The sequence below is a fragment of the Paenirhodobacter huangdaonensis genome (genome assembly GCF_004022465.1).
Classification (GTDB): Bacteria; Pseudomonadota; Alphaproteobacteria; order Rhodobacterales; family Rhodobacteraceae; genus Rhodobacter; species Rhodobacter huangdaonensis.
In genome coordinates this window covers 291,302-308,894 of sequence record NZ_SAVA01000005.1, presented here as the reverse complement: position 1 = coordinate 308,894, position 17,593 = coordinate 291,302, and the positions used below count along the sequence as shown (strand labels likewise).

At 69.0% G+C, this 17,593-nt stretch carries 18 protein-coding genes and 1 other RNA gene; 10 read left to right on the top strand and 9 right to left on the bottom strand.

Going from position 1 to position 17,593, the window contains the following annotated elements; genetic code table 11:
* Positions 1 to 230: 230 nt before the first annotated feature.
* Entirely contained in the window at positions 231 to 1,115 is an 885-nt protein-coding gene (purU, locus tag EOW66_RS10955; protein ID WP_128156390.1) for a formyltetrahydrofolate deformylase, read from the bottom strand.
* Between the two features lie 355 nt (positions 1,116 to 1,470).
* Here purU and EOW66_RS10950 point away from each other — a divergent pair, with 355 nt between their 5' ends.
* Together EOW66_RS10950 and EOW66_RS10945 are read left to right on the top strand one after the other, a co-directional pair.
* Positions 1,471 to 1,728, top strand: a complete 258-nt coding sequence (locus EOW66_RS10950; protein WP_128156389.1) for a YjhX family toxin — start codon at positions 1,471 to 1,473, stop codon at positions 1,726 to 1,728.
* Positions 1,729 to 1,736: 8 nt separating this feature from the next.
* On the top strand, positions 1,737 to 2,234 hold the full coding sequence (locus tag EOW66_RS10945) for a GNAT family N-acetyltransferase (RefSeq protein ID WP_128156388.1): 498 nt from the start codon (positions 1,737 to 1,739) through the stop codon (positions 2,232 to 2,234).
* 52 nt (positions 2,235 to 2,286) lie between these two features.
* Here EOW66_RS10945 and EOW66_RS10940 read toward each other — a convergent pair whose 3' ends face one another.
* The gene (locus EOW66_RS10940; RefSeq protein WP_113900775.1) at positions 2,287 to 2,610 is read right to left on the bottom strand and encodes a 2Fe-2S iron-sulfur cluster-binding protein; all 324 of its coding nucleotides are present in this window, start codon (positions 2,608 to 2,610) and stop codon (positions 2,287 to 2,289) included.
* Between the two features lie 152 nt (positions 2,611 to 2,762).
* On the opposite strand from EOW66_RS10940, the gene EOW66_RS10935 reads away from it, so the two are divergent.
* Positions 2,763 to 3,305 carry a peptidoglycan-binding domain-containing protein gene (locus tag EOW66_RS10935; protein WP_206363689.1) on the top strand — a complete coding sequence of 181 codons (543 nt, stop codon included), beginning with the start codon at positions 2,763 to 2,765 and terminating at the stop codon, positions 3,303 to 3,305.
* Between the two features lie 30 nt (positions 3,306 to 3,335).
* On the opposite strand, the gene EOW66_RS10930 is transcribed toward EOW66_RS10935, so the two are convergent.
* The 6 genes from EOW66_RS10930 to rpiA all read right to left on the bottom strand — a co-directional run bounded on the left by EOW66_RS10930 (position 3,336) and on the right by rpiA (position 10,289).
* A complete protein-coding gene (locus EOW66_RS10930) occupies positions 3,336 to 3,878 on the bottom strand; it encodes an isochorismatase family protein (protein WP_239017559.1) in 543 nt (180 codons plus the stop codon).
* A 117-nt stretch (positions 3,879 to 3,995) separates the two neighbouring features.
* On the bottom strand, positions 3,996 to 5,498 hold the full coding sequence (locus EOW66_RS10925; protein WP_128156387.1) for a DegQ family serine endoprotease: 1,503 nt from the start codon (positions 5,496 to 5,498) through the stop codon (positions 3,996 to 3,998).
* A gap of 345 nt (positions 5,499 to 5,843) precedes the next feature.
* On the bottom strand, positions 5,844 to 6,767 hold the full coding sequence (hflC, locus tag EOW66_RS10920; RefSeq protein ID WP_164881100.1) for a protease modulator HflC: 924 nt from the start codon (positions 6,765 to 6,767) through the stop codon (positions 5,844 to 5,846).
* On the bottom strand, positions 6,764 to 7,894 hold the full coding sequence (hflK, locus tag EOW66_RS10915; RefSeq protein ID WP_128156385.1) for an FtsH protease activity modulator HflK: 1,131 nt from the start codon (positions 7,892 to 7,894) through the stop codon (positions 6,764 to 6,766). Before hflK ends, hflC begins: the two co-directional genes overlap by 4 nt.
* 54 nt (positions 7,895 to 7,948) lie before the next feature.
* The gene (gorA, locus tag EOW66_RS10910; RefSeq protein WP_128156384.1) at positions 7,949 to 9,304 is read right to left on the bottom strand and encodes a glutathione-disulfide reductase; all 1,356 of its coding nucleotides are present in this window, start codon (positions 9,302 to 9,304) and stop codon (positions 7,949 to 7,951) included.
* Positions 9,305 to 9,503: 199 nt separating this feature from the next.
* Complete coding sequence (gene rpiA / locus EOW66_RS10905) at positions 9,504 to 10,289, bottom strand: ribose-5-phosphate isomerase RpiA (protein ID WP_128156383.1); 786 nt, start codon at positions 10,287 to 10,289, stop codon at positions 9,504 to 9,506.
* 171 nt (positions 10,290 to 10,460) lie between these two features.
* Between rpiA and EOW66_RS10900 the strand changes: the two genes are divergently transcribed.
* Positions 10,461 to 11,840: an L-serine ammonia-lyase gene (locus EOW66_RS10900; protein WP_128156382.1), complete on the top strand. Its 1,380-nt coding sequence runs from the start codon at positions 10,461 to 10,463 to the stop codon at positions 11,838 to 11,840.
* A 180-nt stretch (positions 11,841 to 12,020) separates the two neighbouring features.
* Here the strand turns inward: EOW66_RS10900 and EOW66_RS10895 are convergent, their stop codons facing one another.
* Positions 12,021 to 12,713 carry a metal-dependent hydrolase gene (locus EOW66_RS10895; protein WP_128156381.1) on the bottom strand — a complete coding sequence of 231 codons (693 nt, stop codon included), beginning with the start codon at positions 12,711 to 12,713 and terminating at the stop codon, positions 12,021 to 12,023.
* 115 nt (positions 12,714 to 12,828) lie between these two features.
* Between EOW66_RS10895 and gatC the strand changes: the two genes are divergently transcribed.
* The 6 genes from gatC (at position 12,829) to EOW66_RS10865 (ending at position 17,511) form a co-directional block, all read left to right on the top strand.
* A complete protein-coding gene (gene gatC, locus EOW66_RS10890; RefSeq protein WP_128156380.1) occupies positions 12,829 to 13,116 on the top strand; it encodes an Asp-tRNA(Asn)/Glu-tRNA(Gln) amidotransferase subunit GatC in 288 nt (95 codons plus the stop codon).
* Positions 13,113 to 14,591, top strand: coding sequence for an Asp-tRNA(Asn)/Glu-tRNA(Gln) amidotransferase subunit GatA (gene gatA, locus EOW66_RS10885; protein WP_128156379.1), 1,479 nt, complete (start codon positions 13,113 to 13,115; stop codon positions 14,589 to 14,591). Before gatC ends, gatA begins: the two co-directional genes overlap by 4 nt.
* A 12-nt stretch (positions 14,592 to 14,603) precedes the next feature.
* Positions 14,604 to 15,290, top strand: a complete 687-nt coding sequence (locus tag EOW66_RS10880; protein ID WP_128156378.1) for a hypothetical protein — start codon at positions 14,604 to 14,606, stop codon at positions 15,288 to 15,290.
* Positions 15,291 to 15,294: 4 nt separating this feature from the next.
* Complete coding sequence (locus EOW66_RS10875; protein ID WP_128156377.1) at positions 15,295 to 15,972, top strand: N-acetylmuramoyl-L-alanine amidase; 678 nt, start codon at positions 15,295 to 15,297, stop codon at positions 15,970 to 15,972.
* A 190-nt stretch (positions 15,973 to 16,162) separates the two neighbouring features.
* Positions 16,163 to 16,572: RNase P RNA component class A (gene rnpB, locus EOW66_RS10870), an RNA gene on the top strand.
* Positions 16,573 to 16,800: 228 nt separating this feature from the next.
* Entirely contained in the window at positions 16,801 to 17,511 is a 711-nt protein-coding gene (locus EOW66_RS10865) for a tellurite resistance TerB family protein (RefSeq protein ID WP_128156376.1), read from the top strand.
* Positions 17,512 to 17,593 lie beyond the last annotated feature (82 nt).

Genomic DNA, 17,593 nt, shown 5'->3' with positions numbered 1-17,593 from the left:
AGGGGGCGCTGCCCCCTCTGGCCTGCGGCCATTCACCCCCGGGATATTTGAGGCAATTGGAAGCGGGAGGGGGCTTTGCTTGCCCGGCGTGCGCCCGAGGCACCCGGCCCTCGCTTGCGCTCCGGGCGTTCGCTCAAGGCACCCAGCCCTGCGCTTGCGCTCCGGGCGTTCGCCGCTTTGAACGCTCCACCGGAGCGTTCAATCCCGGCGCGGTGCGCCGGGACCGCGGCTCACCCCATCCGTTCCGAGGCATAGGAGCCGGGGCTGGCCGGGAACACCACCGTCTTGCCACCGTTGATGAAGGCACGGTGGTGGATATGGGCGTGGATCGCGCGGGCGAGCACCTGCGCCTCGACGTCACGGCCAAGGCTCACGTAATCCTCGGGCGATTGCGCATGGGTGACGCGCACCGTGTCCTGCTCGATGATCGGGCCCTCGTCGAGATCGGCGGTGACGTAATGCGCCGTCGCGCCGATCAGCTTCACGCCGCGTTCATAGGCCTGCTTGTAGGGGTTGGCGCCCTTGAAGCTCGGCAGGAACGAGTGGTGGATGTTGATGATCCGGCCCGACATCTTGGCGCACAGCGCATCCGAGAGGATCTGCATGTAGCGCGCCAGCACCACGAGCTCGGCGCCGGTCTCGTCGACCACGGCGAGCAGCTCGGCCTCGGCCTCGGCCTTGTTCTCCTTCGTCACCCGGATGTGGTAGAAGGGGATGTCCTGGTTCACCACCACCTTCTGATAGGTCAGGTGGTTCGAGATCACGCCGACGATCTCGATCGGCAGCGCGCCGATGCGCGTCCGGTAGAGCAGGTCGTTCAGGCAATGGCCGAAGTTCGACACCATCAGCAGCACCTTCATCTTGCACGCCTGATCGTGCAGCGCCCAGTTCATGCCGAAGGCCTCGGCGACCGGGGTGAAGCCCGCCACCAGCGACTCGCGGCTGGCGCCGGTCTGCGATTCGATGCTGACGCGCATGAAGAAGGTGCCGCTCTGCACGTCGTCGTACTGGTGCGAGTCGGTGATGTTGCATCCCTGCTCGGCCAGGAACGTCGCGATCGCTGCGACGATGCCGCGGGTCGTCTTGCAGGTCACCGTAAGCACGTAGGAAGTCATTCTCGGGTCCTTCGCTGGGCCCTTGCGGGCGTGTCTGCCGCAATCTCTCCCGCGGCGCGGCCGGGGGCCAGCCGGGATACGACGCGAAGGGCGCGAAAAGCGGCGTTGGCGGTGTCGCAAACGAGACACGGGTTTCCGATAGTGGAGCGCGGCAGTGGAGCGCGGCGGCCGCGCACGCGGGGGGCTTGCGCCGGGGGCCGGCGCTGCCTACCTTTTGGGGGACGCGGTGCAAGGGCCGCGATGGAGTGTGGATGTCGGAGATTGTGTGAGAGGCTCCCTGTCGGGGAGCCGTGACACGAAGCGGGGCGGCCTGAGGGCACGGCCCTGAAGTCTCACATCCATTTCTAGGATTCCCATGAATATCTCGAAACTCGAACAGCGCGTGCTGCACGTGCTGGCTCAGGGCGGGCTGATCCGCCATGAACGCGGCGAGGGCCGCAAGATTTCCGCCGTCACCTGCTACACCCGCGACGGGCTGGTGCTTTCCGATTGCGATCTGCCGCTGTTCCGGCGCCTCAGGGCGCGGCGGCTGATCGCCTCGGGCGGTGGCGCGCCCTACCGGATCTCGCGCCGCGGCCTTGCCGCCGTGCGCGGCCAGCTCGACAACCAGTGAGGTCTGCCATGATCATCCGATCCGAAACCGGAACCGCGGCCGAGAACGCCGCCCTTGCCGCGCTCGTCACCCGGGCCTTCGCCACCGCGCCCGTCGCCTCGGGGACCGAGGCCGAGGTGCTGGCGCGGCTGCGCGCAAGCGGCGCGCTGAGCCTGTCGCTTGTGGCCGAGGCGGACGGGCAGCTCGTCGGCCAGATCGCCGCCTCGGCCGCGACGATCGGCGGGGCGGCGGGCTGGGCCTGTCTCGGCCCGCTCGCCGTCGCGCCCGAGGTGCAGGGGGGCGGCGTCGGCAGCGCCTTGATGCGCGCGGCGCTTGACCGGCTGGCGGTGCGCGGTGCCGCGGGCGCGGTGCTGGTGGGCGAGCCCGCCTATTACCGCCGCTTCGGCTTTGTCGCCGATCCGGCGGTGGTGCTGGCGGGGGTGCCGGCGCGCTATGTGCTGGTGAAGCCGCTTGCCGGCCCGGCCCCCGCCGGGGCGCTCGTCTGTGCGCCGGCACTGATGCCCTGAAACGCCGAAGGGCCGCCCCGGCGGGCGGCCCTTCGCATCGCGCCGATTGCGCTCAGATCTGCTTTTCGGGGATATGCACCACCAGCCCGTCGATCTCGGGCGTGACCTTGATCTGGCAGGTCAGGCGCGATTTCACCGGATCGGGATGCCAGGCGAAATCGAGCATGTCCTCTTCCATCGACTCTTTCGCCGGCAACCGGTCGAGCCAGGCCTCGTCGATGTAGACATGGCAGGTCGAGCAGGCGCAGGCGCCGCCGCAATCGGCGTCGATGCCCGGGATGCCGTTGTCGCGCGCGCCTTCCATGACCGTCATGCCGGGCTTCACGTCCACCACATGCTCGGTGCCGTTGAATTCGATATAGGTGATCTTCGCCATCGTCTGTATCCCATCCGCTTGCCGCCCGCGCGGCCGTCTGATCCGATTTATGACATGCCGCCCGGCTTGACCAGAGCCGCGGTGCCGCATCCCTTTTCGCGCCTGCCGCAATCGGCTAGGGTCGCGCAGGAATTCGGCAAAGAGCCCCGGCGATGACCATTTCTGTGCGATTGATCCTGTTGTGCTGTGCCCTCGGCCTCGGTTCCGCCGCGGCGCGTGCCGCCGATCCGGCCGGGACCGGGCCGGTCGAGCAGAGCCTTGCCGGCGAGTGGCGCGATACCCCGCCCCAGCCGGGCGAGGCGGGCTGCTTCGCGCGCCAGACCCGGCCCGCGGTGATCGAGACGGTGACCGAGCAGGAGCTGGTCGCGCCCGAGGTCCGCGACCGCACGACCGGGCAGGTGACGCGGCCTGCGACCTATCGCAGCGCCACGCATCAGCGCATCGTCGAGGGCCGGGCCGAGATGTGGTTTCCGGCGCCCTGCAGCGATGTGATGACCGCCGATTTCGTCGCCTCGCTGCAGCGCGCGTTGCAGGTGCGCGGGCTCTATGCCGGGCCGGTCAACGGCGTGCTCGACATCCCGACCCATGTCGCGATCCGCGCCTATCAGGCGCCGCGCGGGCTTGCCTCGGCCACGCTCTCGGTCCGGGCGGCGCAGGAGATGGGGCTGCTGCCCTGGCTTGAGGACGTGAAGTAAGACGGCCGGCGAGGGGGGCAGGGCTGATGCTCAGCCTGTCGTGTCCAGCACGGACGCGGTGTCGATGACCCGCGCGAAATCGGCCTCGAGATGGGCGAGGGTGACATCGAAGATCACCCGGGCGGAGAGGCCTGCCGCCGGCAGGTCAAAGCCGATCACCGCATCCCGGACGACGGTCATGTCAAAGCCCAGATCCGCGCCATGCCGGACCGTGCTGTTGACGCAAAAACCGGCCACGGCACCCGTCACCACCAGGTCGGTGATGCCCTGCGCCTGCAGATGCGCCGCGAGATCGGTCGAGGCGAAGGCAGAGGAAGTCCGTTTCACGAAAACGGCCTCGCCTTCCAGCGCTTCGGCGCAGGCCATCGGCGGATAGCCCGCGGCCTCCGGATGAAGAGGCGATTGCGCGGCGTCGTCACGGTGGCGGACATGCACCACCGGCCACCCGTTTTGGCGAAAGCCCGCCGCAAGCGCCGCGATCCGCTCGGGCGCCCCGGCGTTCACGCAGTCGCGGCCGGCCGCGATGCGGTGCTGCATCTCCAATTGCATGTCGATGATGACGAGGGCTTTCACTGTGGCGCTCCTGAGGACTGTGCCGTCGGGATAACATCGACCGCCGCATCAACGCAAAGGGCCCGGAGCGGCGATCGCGCTCCGGGCCCTTCGTCTGTCCTGTCTGCGCCCGTGGGCTCAGCCGTTCACCGGCAGCGCCACGAAGCGCGGCTCGCCGCCGCGGCGGATCAGCAGCAGCACCGACTTGCGCCCGGCGTCCTTGGCTTCCTTCACCCGGTCCTCGAGGTCGCTCAGCTGCGCCACCGGCTGCTGACCGGCCTCGGTGATCAGGTCGCCCTCGCGCAGGCCCTTGCCATAGGCGTCAGAGTTCTCGTCGATCGACTTGATGACAAGGCCCTGGGTGCCGGGCTGCAGCCCCATCTCCTGGATCAGCGCGTCGGTGAGCGGCATCACCGTCATGCCAAGCACCTGCGCCTCGGCCGCGGTGCCGGTCTGGTCCTGGGCGGCGGCAGGCACGGCATCGCCCTCGGCGGTCTCGCGCCGGCCGAGCGTGATGAGCAGCGTCTGCTCCTTGCCGCCGCGCACCACGGTGACCCGCACCGCCTGGCCCACCGGCGCATCGGCGACGCGACGCACGAGGTCACGGCTGTTCTTCACCTCGCCGCCGTCGAAGTTGACGATGACGTCGCCCGCCTGCATGCCGGCGGCCTTCGCCGGGCCCTCGGGCACTTCGGAGACGAGCGCACCCTCGGCCTTCGGCAGGCCCATGGCATCGGCCATGTCGGGGGTGATCTCCTGGATCTTCACGCCAAGCCAGCCGCGGCGGGTCTCGCCGAACTGCTTGAGCTGGTCGACGACCTTCTTCACCACGTTCGAGGCCATCGAGAAGCCGATGCCGATCGAACCGCCGTTCGGCGACAGGATCGCGGTGTTCACCCCGACGACTTGGCCGTCCATGTTGAACAGCGGCCCGCCCGAGTTGCCGCGGTTGATCGCCGCATCGGTCTGCAGGTAGTCGTCATAGGTGCCCGAAAGCTCGCGGTTGCGCGCCGAGACGATGCCCGCCGAGACCGAGAAGCCCTGGCCGAGCGGGTTGCCCATGGCCATCACCCAATCGCCCACCCGGGTCTGGTCGCTGTCGGCGAAGGTGACGAAGGGCAACGGCTTGTCGCTTTCGACCTTGAGCAGCGCGATGTCGGTCTTCGGATCGGTGCCGATCAGCTTCGCGTCCATCGTCTTGCCGCCGTAGAACTCGATCTGGATCTCGTCGGCGCCCTCGATGACATGGTTATTGGTGACGATATAACCGTCTTCCGAGATCACGAAGCCCGAGCCGAGCGCATTCGAACGCTGCGGGTGGGTCGGCCCGTTTGGGCCGTTCGGCATCTGCTGGAACGGGAAATCCTTGAACAGGTCCGAGAACGGCGAGCCGTCGGGGAAGACCGGGCCCTGGTCATTCGGCACGGCGACGGTGGTCGTGGTGGTAATCATCACCACCGCGGGGCTGACCTTCTCGGCAAGATCGGCAAAGCTGTCCGGCGCGGCGCGGGCATAGGCCGGCGCGATCGGCGCGAAGGCCAGCGCCGTCGAGATCATCGCGGCCCCCAGAATGCCCTTCACAAGCCGGGGCGTGCGGATCAGCGCTTTGGGGGTGAACGGAGTTAGGTCGTGTTTTGTCATGCGTCGCTCCCGAAAATCTCGAGCCGGGCCTCGCCGGCGTCTCCCTTGTTAAAACCCTAGGGGGCGGGACGTTCAAATGAAAGACCGTCGCGCCGTCTCAATTCGGTGTGAGAGGGGCGAGAGGATCTCGCCCCGTTGCGGTGCCGGGGTCAATGCCAGAAATGCCGCAAAAGCCAGAAAAGCGCCACGCCGGACGGCCACCGCCGCCGGGCCGAAGAGCGGCTGCCGCCCGTGCCGCATCGCGGCAAGCCGCACCAGCCCCTCCCGGATGCGCGAAGGGGCCGGCGCCAGCGCCAGCCCCCCCGATCACCAGGTCGAGCGCAAGGCCCGTCAGCCGCAGTGCGTTCATTGACCCGCGGCAGGGGCAGGGGTCTCGCCCGTCGGCACCGCCTCGATCGGACCGAGGCTCTTCACGAAGCGGTCGTAGTCGAAGTAGAGGCTCGAGGGCTCGGTCACCAGCGACGAGGTGCCGGGCTTCAGGCTTTCGGCATAGAACTGCAGCGAGCGGGTGAAGGCGAAGAACGACGGGTCCTTGCCATAAGCCTCGGCATAGATCGCGTTGCGCTCGGCATCGGCCTCGCCGCGGATGATCTCGGACTGCTTGCGCGCCTCCGAGGTCAGCTCGATCACGGTCCGGTCTGCCGCCGCGCGCACCCGCTGTGCCGCCTCGCCGCCACGCGCCCGCTCGTCCGCCGCCTCGCGCTCGCGCTCGGCCCGCATCCGGGCATAGGTCGCGGCGAGGTTCTGGTCGGGCAGGTCGGTGCGGGTCAGCCGCACGTCGATCACATCGACGCCAAGCGCCGCCGCCTCGCGCCGGGCGATGTCGCGGATCTGGTTCATCAGCGGGGTGCGGTCGTCCGACAGCACCGCGGTCGAGGGCACCGACCCCATGACCTCGCGGATGGCGTTGTTCAGGATGCCGTCAAGCCGGCTTTTCGCAAAGCTCTCGCCGCCGGTCGACACCGCCTCGCGGAACTTCACCGGGTTGGTGATGCGCCAGCGCGCAAAGGCATCGACCACCAGACGGCGATCGTCGAGCGGCGTCACCTCGAGCGGCTGCGTCATCAGGCTGAGGATGCGGTCGTCGTATTTCACCACCTGCTGGATCAGCGGGATCTTGAAGCCCAGACCGGGCTCGGTGCGCACCGTCTTCACCTCGCCGAACTGCAGCACCAGCGCCTTTTCGCGCTCGTCCACCGTGTAGACCGAGGACAGGCCGAGGGCGAGGGCGATCACCCCCACCGGGATCAGGAATTGCGCGCGCATCAGTTGGCCCCCCCGTTCGTCGCAGGCGTGGTCTTGCGAAGCTGGTCAAGCGGCAGATAGGGCAGGACGCCCGACTGCCCGTCGACCACCACCTTGTCGACATCGCCAAGGATGCGGCCCATCGTTTCGTAGAACATCCGCCGCTTCGTCACCTGGGGCGCCTTGCGGTATTCCTCGTAGACCGAGAGGAAGCGTGCCGCCTCGCCCTGCGAGTCGTTCACCACCTGGGCCCGATAGGCTTCGGCCTGCTCCTGCAGCTGCGCGGCCTGGCCGCGGGCACCGGCGGTCGCCTTGTTCGAATAGGCGTCGGCTTCCTTCTCGAGCTTGTCGCGCTCCTGCTGCGCGGCCTGCACGTCGCGGAAGCTGTCGATCACCTCTTTCGGCGGGTCGGCACGGTTGAAGTTCACCCGCACGATGTTGATGCCCACGTCATAGCTGTCGAGCGTGCCCTGCACCGCCGTGCGCAGGTCGGCGCCGATCGCGCCGCGGTCGCGGTTCAGGATCGGTGCGAGTTCCGAGCGCGCGATGATGTCGCGCATCGCGGATTCCGAGACGGCGCGGATCGTGTCTTCCGGATCGGCGAGGTTGAACAGGTATTTCATCGGGTCCGAGATGTTCCAGACCACCTGGAACTCGATGTCGACGATGTTCTGGTCCCGGGTCAGCATCAGCCCCGAATCCATCGAGCCGCCCCGCCCGGTGCCCAGTTCCGTGGTGCGTTCGTCGGTGACCGAGAGCACCTCGGCGGTGACCACCGGCCAGGGCGCGAAATTGAGCCCCGGGTTGCCGGTCGCATAATACTTGCCGAACATCAGCTCGATCGAGCGCTCGTTCTGCTGCACCGTGTAGAACGACGCCCAGGCCCAGAGCGCGACCGCAGCCAGCGCCACAAGGCCGATCGTGCCGCCGGTCATCGCCGGCCCCTTCGGCAGCCCGCCGCCCGGACGTCCGCCGCCCGAGCCGCCACGCCCGCCCATCAGCACCTTCAGCTGTTCGGAGCCTTTCTTCATGAGATCTTCGATCTCGGGGATTGCGGGCGGCTCGCCCGGCCGCCGCTGTCCGGGCCGTCGGTTGTCGTCGCGGTCGTCGTCATTGCCGCCACCCGTCCCCCAGGGACCTCCGTTGCTCATTTTCCCTCGCCTTTCATTGTTGTCCCGTCCGAGGTGGGGACTGATTGGTCGATGTCAAGCGTGCCGGACGGGCTTGCGCATCGTCACCAGCTCTTCCGCCATCGTCGGGTGCACCGCACAGGTCGCGTCGAACTGCTCCTTGCTGGCGCCCATCTTCATCGCGATCGCCGCCAGCTGGATCATCTCGCCCGCTTCCGGTGCGACGATATGACAGCCGAGAACCCGCCGCGTCGCCTTCGACACGACAAGCTTCATCAGCACCTTCTCGTCGCCGCCGGCAAAGGCCGAGCGCATCGGGCGGAAGGCCGAGACATAGATCTCGACCGGCTCGATCTCGCGCGCGGCCTCTTCGCTCAGGCCACAGGTGCCGAACTCGGGCCGGGTGAAGACGGCCGAGGCGACCAGCTCGTGGTCGGCCCGGCGGGGCGTGGCGCCGAAGACGGTGTCGGCGAAGGCATGGCCCTCGCGGATCGCGACCGGGGTCAGGGCGATGCGGTCGGTGACATCGCCCACGGCATAGATCGAGGGCACATTCGTCTGCGACCAGTCGTCGACCGCCACGGCGCCGTTCGGGGCGAGCGTCACGCCGGCCTCGGCGAGACCCAGCCCCGCGGTGTTCGGCACCCGGCCGGTGGCGTAAAGCACGGCGTCGAAGGTCTCGCTGCGGCCGTCGCCACCGGTGACGACAAGCCCCGCCGCGGTCTTCTTGATGTGCTGCACGACAAGCCCGGTGTGGATCGCGATGCCGCGCGCCGCCATCTTCTCGACGATCAGGTCGCGGCATTCGGCGTCGAACCCGCGCAGCAGCGGCGAGCGGTTCCACAGCGTCACGCCGGTGCCCAGCCCCTCGAGGATGCAGGCGAATTCGCAGGCGATATAGCCGCCGCCGACGATCAGGATGCGCCGCGGCAGCGCTTCCATCTTGAAGATCTCGTTCGAGGTCATCACGTGCTCGCGGCCGTCGAATTCGGGCACGAAGGGGGTGCCGCCGGTGGCGATCAGGATGTGCTTGGCGCTGACCACCTGGCCATCGGCAAGGCGCACCTCATGGGCCGAGGCGACGGTGGCGCGCTGATCGAAGACGGTGACGCCCGCGCCCGACTGGCCGCGGCGATAGATCGCCTCGAGGCGGTCGAGCTCGGCATCGAGCTTGGCGCGGAAGCCGGTCCAGTCGAAGGCGCCGATCTCGGCCTGCCAGCCATAGGCGCGCGCCTCTTCCACCGCCGCCGGCATCGCGGAGGCGAAGACCATCAGCTTCTTCGGCACGCAGCCGCGGATCACGCAGGTGCCGCCCATCCGGTATTCCTCGGCCAGCGCCACCTTCGCGCCATGCTCGCCCGCTGCGATCCGCGCCGCGCGCACCCCGCCCGAACCGCCGCCGATCACGAAGAGGTCGTAGTCGAAGCTCATCTGTCGCCCTTCCGTTTCCTGCCGCATCGCGGCACCGTTGCACAGGACTTAGCGGCGCGGGCCCCCCGGGGCAAGCCACGCGGCGCGGATTGGCGGCAGCGCGGGCGTCCGGGGGCATCCGGGCGCCACAGATGAAAACGGCCCGGCGTCGGGCGCCGGGCCGGGATGGCCGGATCCTCGCCGCGCGTGGCGCGGCGCCTCAGTCGAGGTCGGAGAAGATGTTGGCCTCGTCGGCGAAGTCGATGCGCTCATGCGCCACCGTGCCCTCGTTGATGTCGCGGATCTCGACCTTGCCATCGGCGCCGCCGATGATCACCCGGTCGCAGATGTCGATGAAGAGACCATTCTCGACCACGCCCGGGATCTGGTTCAGCACCAGGCTCAGCTGGCGCGGATTGGCGATGCGGTTCAGGTGCAGGTCGACGATGTAATTGCCCTCGTCGGTGACGAAGGGCTGCGAGCCGTTCAGCCGCAGCGTGGTCTGCCGGCCCAGCACTTCCATCGAGATCAGCATCTCCTCGATCAGCGCGCGGGTGGTCTGCCAGCCGAAGGGCACCACCTCGACCGGCAGCGGGAAGGCGCCAAGTGCGGCCACTTCCTTCGCCGCATCGGCGATGACGATCATCTGGTCCGAGGCGGTGGCGACGATTTTTTCCTGCAGCAGCGCGCCGCCGCCGCCCTTGATCAGGTTGAGCTGGCCGTCGAACTCGTCCGCGCCGTCGATCGTCAGATCGAGCCATTTCGCCTCGTCGAGGCCGATCACCTCGATCCCGACCTGCCGGGCAAGGTCGGCGGTGCGCGACGAGGTCGGCACGCCGGTGATCCGCAGCCCGTCCTCGCGCACCATCTCGCCCAGACAGCGCACCATCCAGGCCGCGGTCGAGCCGGTGCCGAGACCGACCTTCATCCCGTCCTCGACATAGTCGACGGCACGGCGGGCAGCGGCGAATTTGGCCTTGTCGATCGGGGAGAGTTCGGCGGGCATGGGCGGTCTCCTGAAAGCGTCTCGGCCCGCTTATAGACAAGCGCCCCCGCCTGTGCGAGGCCGAATCGCTGCGCGCCCGCGGGCACAGCGCCTTTGCGACGCAAAGTGTCGCTTTCCCACTGTCCGCCGCGTCCACCCGTGGCAGGATGCGCCGAACAGGGAGACCGGGCAATGTTTCTGAGCGTTTTCGACATCTTCAAGGTGGGGGTGGGGCCCTCCTCCTCGCACACGATGGGGCCGATGGTGGCGGCGGCGCGCTTCCTGAGTGCGCTGCGCGCCTCGCCCTTCGAGGCGCGGGGGCTGCGCGCGCGGCTCTATGGCTCGCTCGCCTTCACCGGCAAGGGCCACGCGACCGACCGCGCCACGATCCTCGGCTTGGCCGGGTTCGAGCCCGAAAGCTACGAGGCCGAAGCCGCCGAGGCGGCGCTGGCGGCGAACCGGGCGACGCATCTGCTGACCCCGCCGGGGCTCGCGCCGCTGGCTTTCGATCCGGGGCGCGATCTGGTCTTCGACTTCGGCCCGGCGCTTGCCGGCCACGCGAACGGCATGGTGCTCGAGGCGCTCGACGCCGAGGGCGACGTGCTGTTGCAGGAAACCTATTACTCGATCGGCGGCGGCTTCGTGCGCACCGCGGCGGAACTTGCCGCGGTCGACGCGAAGACCCTCGCCGAGCCCTCGCCCGTGCCCTTTCCCTTCCGCACCGCCGAGGAGATGCTGGCGATGGCCCGCGCCTCGGGGCTGACGATCGCGCAGATGAAGCGGCGCAACGAGCGGCGCTTTCGCGACGAGGCGGCGATCGAGGCGGGGCTCGCGCGGATCTGGGCGGTGATGGCCGACTGTCTTGCGCGCGGGCTTGCCACCGAGGGGATCCTGCCCGGCGGGCTGAAGGTGAAGCGCCGCGCCAGGGCGATCCATGCGGCGCTGCTCGCCGAGCGCGGCATGAACCTTGCGCCGCCGCATACGGTGAACGACTGGATCTCGTGCTATGCGATGGCGGTGAACGAGGAGAACGCGGCGGGCGGTCAGGTGGTGACGGCGCCGACGAATGGCGCGGCGGGCGTGGTGCCGGCGGTGATCCGCTACTGGCTCGACCATGTGCCGGGCGCCACCGCGTCGCGGGTGGGCGAGTTTCTGCTCACCGCCGCGGCGGTGGGCGGGCTGATCAAGACCAACGCCTCGATCTCGGGAGCCGAATGCGGCTGTCAGGCCGAGGTGGGCTCGGCCGCCGCGATGGCCGCGGCGGGGCTTGCCGCGGTTCTGGGCGGGTCCCCCGAGCAGATCGAGAATGCCGCCGAGATCGCGCTCGAGCATCATCTGGGCATGACCTGCGATCCGGTGAAGGGGCTGGTGCAGGTGCCCTGCATCGAACGGAACGGCCTTGGCGCGATCAAGGCGATCTCGGCCGCAAGCCTGGCGCTGCGCGGCGACGGCACGCATCTGGTGCCGCTCGATGCCGCGATCGAGACGATGCGCCAGACCGGCCGCGACATGCACGCCCATTATAAGGAGACGAGCCTCGGCGGGCTGGCGGTGAACGTGCCGAACTGCTGAGCGGGACACGGGCGGCGGCCGGGGCAGGGCAGGGGGCGCTGCCCCCTCTTTCGCTGTCGCGAAATTCACCCCCGGGATATTTGAGGCAATTGGAAGCGGGGTGCCGCGCGTGTCTTCCAATCGCTCCAAATATCCCGGGGGTGAGGGCGAAGCCCGAGGGGGCAGCGCCCCCTTCCTTTTTCACAGAAGGATCGGCTCCATCACCTCGGGCTCGATCACCTCGGCCTTCGGCAACCCGGCCTTCAGCGCCGCGGCGTTTTGCTCGAGCAGCGGGAAGGTGCGGTAATGGCAGGGGATCACGGTGCGGAAGTTGAAGTATTTCCGCGCGGCCCAGGCGGCGGCCTTCATGTCCATGGTAAAATGGCCGCCGGCGCAGAGGATGCCGATGTCGGGGCGGTGGTATTCCGCCATCCATTCCATGTCGGCCATGATCGTGGTGTCGCCCGAGACATAAATGACATGGCCCTCGCCCGCGATCATGTAGCCCGACTCGGTGCCGGCATAGACCGGCCCCTGCGGCCCGGAGAGCGACGAGGAATGCGAGGCGGGCACCATCGTCACATGTGCCCCGCCGAGGTCGACCGTGCCGCCCTTGTTGAAGCCGATGCCTTCGATCCCCTCGCTTTCCTGCCACCACGACACGGTGTCGTAGATGCCGACGACGGGGATGTTCAGCTCTTTCGCAATCGCCAGGGTGTCGGCCGAATGATCGCCGTGGCCGTGGGTGAGCAGGATATGTGTCGCCCCGGCGATCGCCTCGGCGCGGCGTGCGGCTGGGAACATCGGGTTGCCGGTGATCCAGGGGTCGATCAGGATCACCGCCTTCTCGATCTCCATGCGGAAGCCGGAATGGCCAAGCCAGGTCAGTTTCATCGGGACACCTCCATCGGTTTGACGCGAGTCTAGCGCGCCCGGCGGCGAAGGGAAGCCACGCTTGCAGCCCGGGCGCATGGGCGCTAAACCCGGGCCAAGACAATCGGAGAGTTTCATGTCCATCGACATCGATACCGCCCGCAAGGTGGCGCATCTGGCGCGCATTGCCGTGGCCGAGGAAAACCTGCCCAAGCTCGCGCAGGATCTGAGCGGCATCCTGACCTTCATGGAACAGCTGAACGAGGTCGACGTCGCGGGCCTCGAGCCGATGACCTCGGTCACGCCGATGCGGCTGAAGCGCCGCGCGGACGTGGTCACCGACGGCGGCTATGCCGAGAAGATCCTGTCGAATGCCCCCGATGCCCGCGAGGGCTTCTTTGCCGTGCCGAAGGTGGTCGAATGAGCCTGAACCAGCTGACGATTTCCGCCGCCCGCGACGCGCTGCGCAAGGGCGAGGTCACCTCGGTCGAAATCACCGAAAGCTGCCTTGCCGCGATCGACGGTGCCGATGCGCTGAACGCCTGGTGCGCCAAGACCCCCGAGATCGCGCTTGCGCAGGCAAAGGCCGCGGATGTGCGGATCAAGGCGGGCGATGCCCCCGCGATGTGCGGCATTCCGCTCGGCATCAAGGATCTCTTCTGCACCAAGGGGGTTGCCACCCAGGCCGCCTCGAAGATCCTTGCGGGCTTCAAGCCCGAGTATGAATCGACCGTCACCCAGAACCTGTGGGACGCGGGCGCGGTGATGCTCGGCAAGGTGTCGATGGACGAGTTCGCCATGGGCTCCTCGACCGAAACCGCCTGCTACGGGCCCGCGGTGAACCCCTGGAAGATCGACGCCCGGCAGCTGACGCCCGGCGGCTCCTCGGGCGGCTCGGCCGCCGCCGTCGCCGCGGACCTGTGCCTTGCCGCGACCGGCACCGACACCGGCGGCTCGATCCGCCAGCCCGCCGCCTTCACCGGCATCGTCGGCATCAAGCCGACCTATGGCCGGGTCTCGCGCTGGGGCGTCGTCGCCTTCGCCTCGAGCCTCGATCAGGCCGGCCCGATGACCAAGACCGTGCGCGACGCGGCGATCATGCTCGGCGCGATGGCCTCGGTCGACCCGAAGGACTCGACCTCGGTCGAGATCCCGGTGCCCGATTTCGAGGCGGCGCTGACCGGCGACATCCGCGGCAAGAAGATCGGCATTCCGCGCGAATACCGGATCGAGGGCATGCCCGAGGAAATCGGCAAGCTCTGGGACGAGGGCACCGCGATGCTGCGCGACGCGGGCGCCGAGATCGTCGAGATCTCGCTGCCGCACACGAAATACGCGCTGCCCGCCTATTACGTGATCGCGCCGGCCGAGGCCTCGTCGAACCTCGCGCGCTATGACGGCGTGCGCTATGGCTATCGCGCCAAGCTCGGTGCCGGTGACGGCATCGTCGAAATGTACGAGAAGACCCGCGCCGAGGGCTTCGGCTCCGAGGTGCAACGCCGCATCATGATCGGCACCTATGTGCTGTCGGCGGGCTTCTACGACGCCTATTACAACCGCGCCCGCCGCGTCCGCGCGCTGATCAAGCGCGACTTCGACCAGGTCTTCGCCGCCGGCGTCGATGCGATCCTGACGCCGGCGACGCCGTCCTCGGCCTTTGGCCTCGGCGAGATGGCCGATGCCTCGCCGGTCGAGATGTATCTCAACGACGTCTTCACCGTGACGGTGAACCTGGCCGGTCTGCCGGGGATCTCGGTGCCGGTCGGGCTTGATGCCAAGGGGCTGCCGATGGGGCTGCAGCTGATCGGCCGGCCCTGGGGCGAGGGCGACCTGCTCAATCACGCTCTTGTCTTGGAGCGCGCGGCAGGGTTCACTCACAAACCGTCGAAGTGGTGGTAAGAGGAGAGACCGATGCGCAAGGCGCCGCTGCTCGTTCTGACCGGAATGCTGCTGGCGGGCTGCCAGCCCGATGTGCCCAATTCGGGGGCGGGGGCCGGTTTCGGCACCTATGAGGACTACCTGCATCAGCGCGAAAGCGAACTGAAGGGGGCCGGCGTGCAGACGGGCGCGACACCCGCGGATGGCGGCTATGGCACCTCGGGCTATGGTGCGACGCCGGTGACTTCGGCCGCGGGGATCGCCGCGGCACAAGGCGCGACAGGCACCGATGCGACGGCCACCGGCGGCTCCGGTTCGATCGGGGCGGACACGCTGGCCGCGCTGCGCGCCACCGCGCCCGCGGGCGACAGCGCCCCGGCCGAGACGGTGGCGCCGACGGTGGCCGCGACGGGCAGCGTCGGCGCGCCGCTGAACGCGATGTCGCCGGCCGCGATGCCGGCAGGCGGCGGCACCGGGCCGAACCTTGCCGCCTATGCACTTGCGGCGAAGAATGCGCCCGGCCAGTCGGTCTGGCCGCGCGGCGGGCTGCGGCTGAGCTCCTCGGACAAGGCGTGCAAGAAATACATCGCGCCCGATCTCGCGCAGATGGCCTTCCTGCAACGGGGCGGGCCGCAGAAGGACCCGCTCAACCTCGATCCGGACGGTGATGGCTTCGCCTGCGGCTGGGATCCGCGCCCGTTCCAGGCGGCGCGACAATAGGCCCGTGCTGCCCTCGCCCAATTTCGGCGAACGGCGCGGCCAGGCGCGCCCCGAGCTGATCGTGATCCATTACACCGGCATGCAAAGCTGTGCCGCGGCGCGGGCGCGGCTGTGCGACCCGACGGCCGAGGTCTCGGCGCATTGGCTGCTGGCCGAGGACGGTCGGGCCGAGGCGCTGGTGCCCGAGGCGGCGCGGGCCTGGCACGCGGGCGTCGGAAGCTGGCAGGGGCGCGACGACGTCAATTCCCGCTCGATCGGGATCGAGCTTGCCAATCCCGGCGACCGGCCCTTCCCCGAGCCGCAGATGGCGGCGCTCGAAACGCTTCTCGGCGGCATCATGACCCGCTGGGGGATCGGCCCCGAGGGGGTGATCGGCCATTCCGACATGGCGCCCGACCGCAAGATCGACCCCGGGCCGCGTTTCGACTGGCGCCGCCTCGCGCGCGGCGGGCTGGCCGTCTGGCCGGCGCCCGGCGCCGAGGCCACGCCCTCGGAAGAGGTCTTCGCGGCCCTCGCCCGCGCCTTCGGCTATCCCGAGGCCCCGCCTGCGGTGCTGCTTGCGGCCTTCCGGCTGCGCTTCCGGCCGCGCCACGACGGGCCGCTCGATGGCATCGACATGGCGCTTGTGGCTGATCTTGCCGCGCGCTTCGGCGCGGATGGCGACAGCTGGCGCAGCGCCTGAGGCAGGGGGCGCTGCCCCCTCGGCCTTCGGCCTCACCCCCGAGGTCTTTCCGCCAAGAAGAAAGCCCGGGGCCTTTCGCTTCCAATTGCCGCAAATATCCCGGGGGTGAATTGGCCGCAGGCCAAGAGGGGGCAGCGCCCCCCTCGCGCCGGCTTGACGCGCGCGCGCGGGCAGCCTATGTCGCCCGGGCGCGGATGGCCGGATGACCGCGGCGCCCCATAGCTCCGTTTCGCGGACAGCTGGGGGGCCGAGGAAAGTCCGGACTCCATGAAGCAACGGTGCCGGGTAACGCCCGGCGGGGGCAACCCCAGGGAAAGCGCCACAGAGAAGAGACCGCCGCAGTCCGCTGCGGCAAGGGTGAAACGGTGGGGTAAGAGCCCACCGCGGGACTGGCAACAGGACCGGCATGGCAAGCCCCACCGGGAGCAACGCCGAATAGGGATCGCGCGCCGTGCGCCCCGGCAACGGGGCCCGGCAGGGGAGCTTCGCCCCGAGCGGTCCGGGTTGGCGGCTTGAGGCTGCGCGCGAGCGCAGACCCAGAGGAATGGTCATCCAGGGGGCAACCCCGGACAGAATCCGGCTTACAGGCCATCCGCGCAGTTTTCCCCCTTGATCGGCCCGGCCCGGGCCCCGACCTTGGTCGCGGGCGCCCCGTGCGCGGGCCGCCGCCAAGGAGGATGTCATGCGCGATCCCCTCGACCGCTGCCGGCCCGCTGACGCGAGCGCGGCGGCCGGAATGCGGGGGCGCCGCGTTCCGAGGCGCAGAAAAATCATTGGCGCCGCCGCGCTTTCGGCGCAGCATGGGCGCAACCAAAAGAGGAGAAGGCGATGAGCTTTGTGAAAACTCTGGCGACGCTGGCCGTGGGCTTTGCCGCGGCGCGCGGCGTCGAGACGTTCCGCAAGATGGGCGGTGTCGAGGGCATGAAGGAGGCGCTGCGCGGCGCCGCCGAGCCCGGCGGTGTGGCCGACAAGATGGGCGAGTTCGCCGAGAAGATCGGTGTGCCCGGCGGCGGCCAGGCGATGCGCGACCTTGTCTCGAAGATGAGTGCGCAGGCGGTCTCGACCACCGAGGCGACCGAGGCGGGGCTCGACAGCCTGCTTGGCGCGATGAGCGCGGCCGCGGCGAGCGGGGCGAAGGGGGTGGGCGACATGCTGCAGGCGGTGAGCACCGCGACGCCGGCGCACCCGATGATGGAAGAGAACGCCAAGCTGATGATCCGCGCGATGATCCAGGCGGCGAAGGCCGATGGCGCGATCGACCCCGAGGAGCGGGCGAAGATCATGGATCATCTGGGCGATGCCTCGGATGAGGAGATCGCCTTCGTCAATGCCGCGCTCGATGCGCCGGTCGACGTCGGTGCGCTGGCTGCCGAGGTGGGCGAGCACGCCAAGGTGCAGGTCTATTCCGCCGCGCTGATGGCGATCACCGTCGACACCCCGGCCGAGCGGCAATACCTGGCGAACCTCGCCGCGGCGCTTGGGCTCGAGGCGGCGAAGGTGCTGGAAATCCACAAGGCGATGGGCAAGCCCACCCCCTGAGTGCGAATATTTCGTGCCCGCGCCGCTTTGCCTGTTGACTCCCGGGGGCGCCTCGGTAAAAGGCAGACCTCAAAGGAATTCG

Bases quoted from the DNA above. Each gene is read 5' to 3' on its own strand.
- EOW66_RS10940 (WP_113900775.1), bottom strand. From the start codon at position 2,610: ATGGCGAAGATCACCTATATCGAATTCAACGGCACCGAGCATGTGGTG.
- EOW66_RS10935 (WP_206363689.1), top strand. From the start codon at position 2,763: ATGACCATTTCTGTGCGATTGATCCTGTTGTGCTGTGCCCTCGGCCTC.
- EOW66_RS10900 (WP_128156382.1), top strand. From the start codon at position 10,461: ATGTTTCTGAGCGTTTTCGACATCTTCAAGGTGGGGGTGGGGCCCTCC.
- EOW66_RS10895 (WP_128156381.1), bottom strand. From the start codon at position 12,713: ATGAAACTGACCTGGCTTGGCCATTCCGGCTTCCGCATGGAGATCGAG.
- gatC (WP_128156380.1), top strand. From the start codon at position 12,829: ATGTCCATCGACATCGATACCGCCCGCAAGGTGGCGCATCTGGCGCGC.
- EOW66_RS10865 (WP_128156376.1), top strand. From the start codon at position 16,801: ATGAGCTTTGTGAAAACTCTGGCGACGCTGGCCGTGGGCTTTGCCGCG.
- purU (WP_128156390.1), bottom strand. From the start codon at position 1,115: ATGACTTCCTACGTGCTTACGGTGACCTGCAAGACGACCCGCGGCATC.
- gorA (WP_128156384.1), bottom strand. From the start codon at position 9,304: ATGAGCTTCGACTACGACCTCTTCGTGATCGGCGGCGGTTCGGGCGGG.
- hflK (WP_128156385.1), bottom strand. From the start codon at position 7,894: ATGAGCAACGGAGGTCCCTGGGGGACGGGTGGCGGCAATGACGACGAC.
- EOW66_RS10945 (WP_128156388.1), top strand. From the start codon at position 1,737: ATGATCATCCGATCCGAAACCGGAACCGCGGCCGAGAACGCCGCCCTT.
- EOW66_RS10880 (WP_128156378.1), top strand. From the start codon at position 14,604: ATGCGCAAGGCGCCGCTGCTCGTTCTGACCGGAATGCTGCTGGCGGGC.
- rpiA (WP_128156383.1), bottom strand. From the start codon at position 10,289: ATGCCCGCCGAACTCTCCCCGATCGACAAGGCCAAATTCGCCGCTGCC.
- EOW66_RS10950 (WP_128156389.1), top strand. From the start codon at position 1,471: ATGAATATCTCGAAACTCGAACAGCGCGTGCTGCACGTGCTGGCTCAG.
- gatA (WP_128156379.1), top strand. From the start codon at position 13,113: ATGAGCCTGAACCAGCTGACGATTTCCGCCGCCCGCGACGCGCTGCGC.
- EOW66_RS10925 (WP_128156387.1), bottom strand. From the start codon at position 5,498: ATGACAAAACACGACCTAACTCCGTTCACCCCCAAAGCGCTGATCCGC.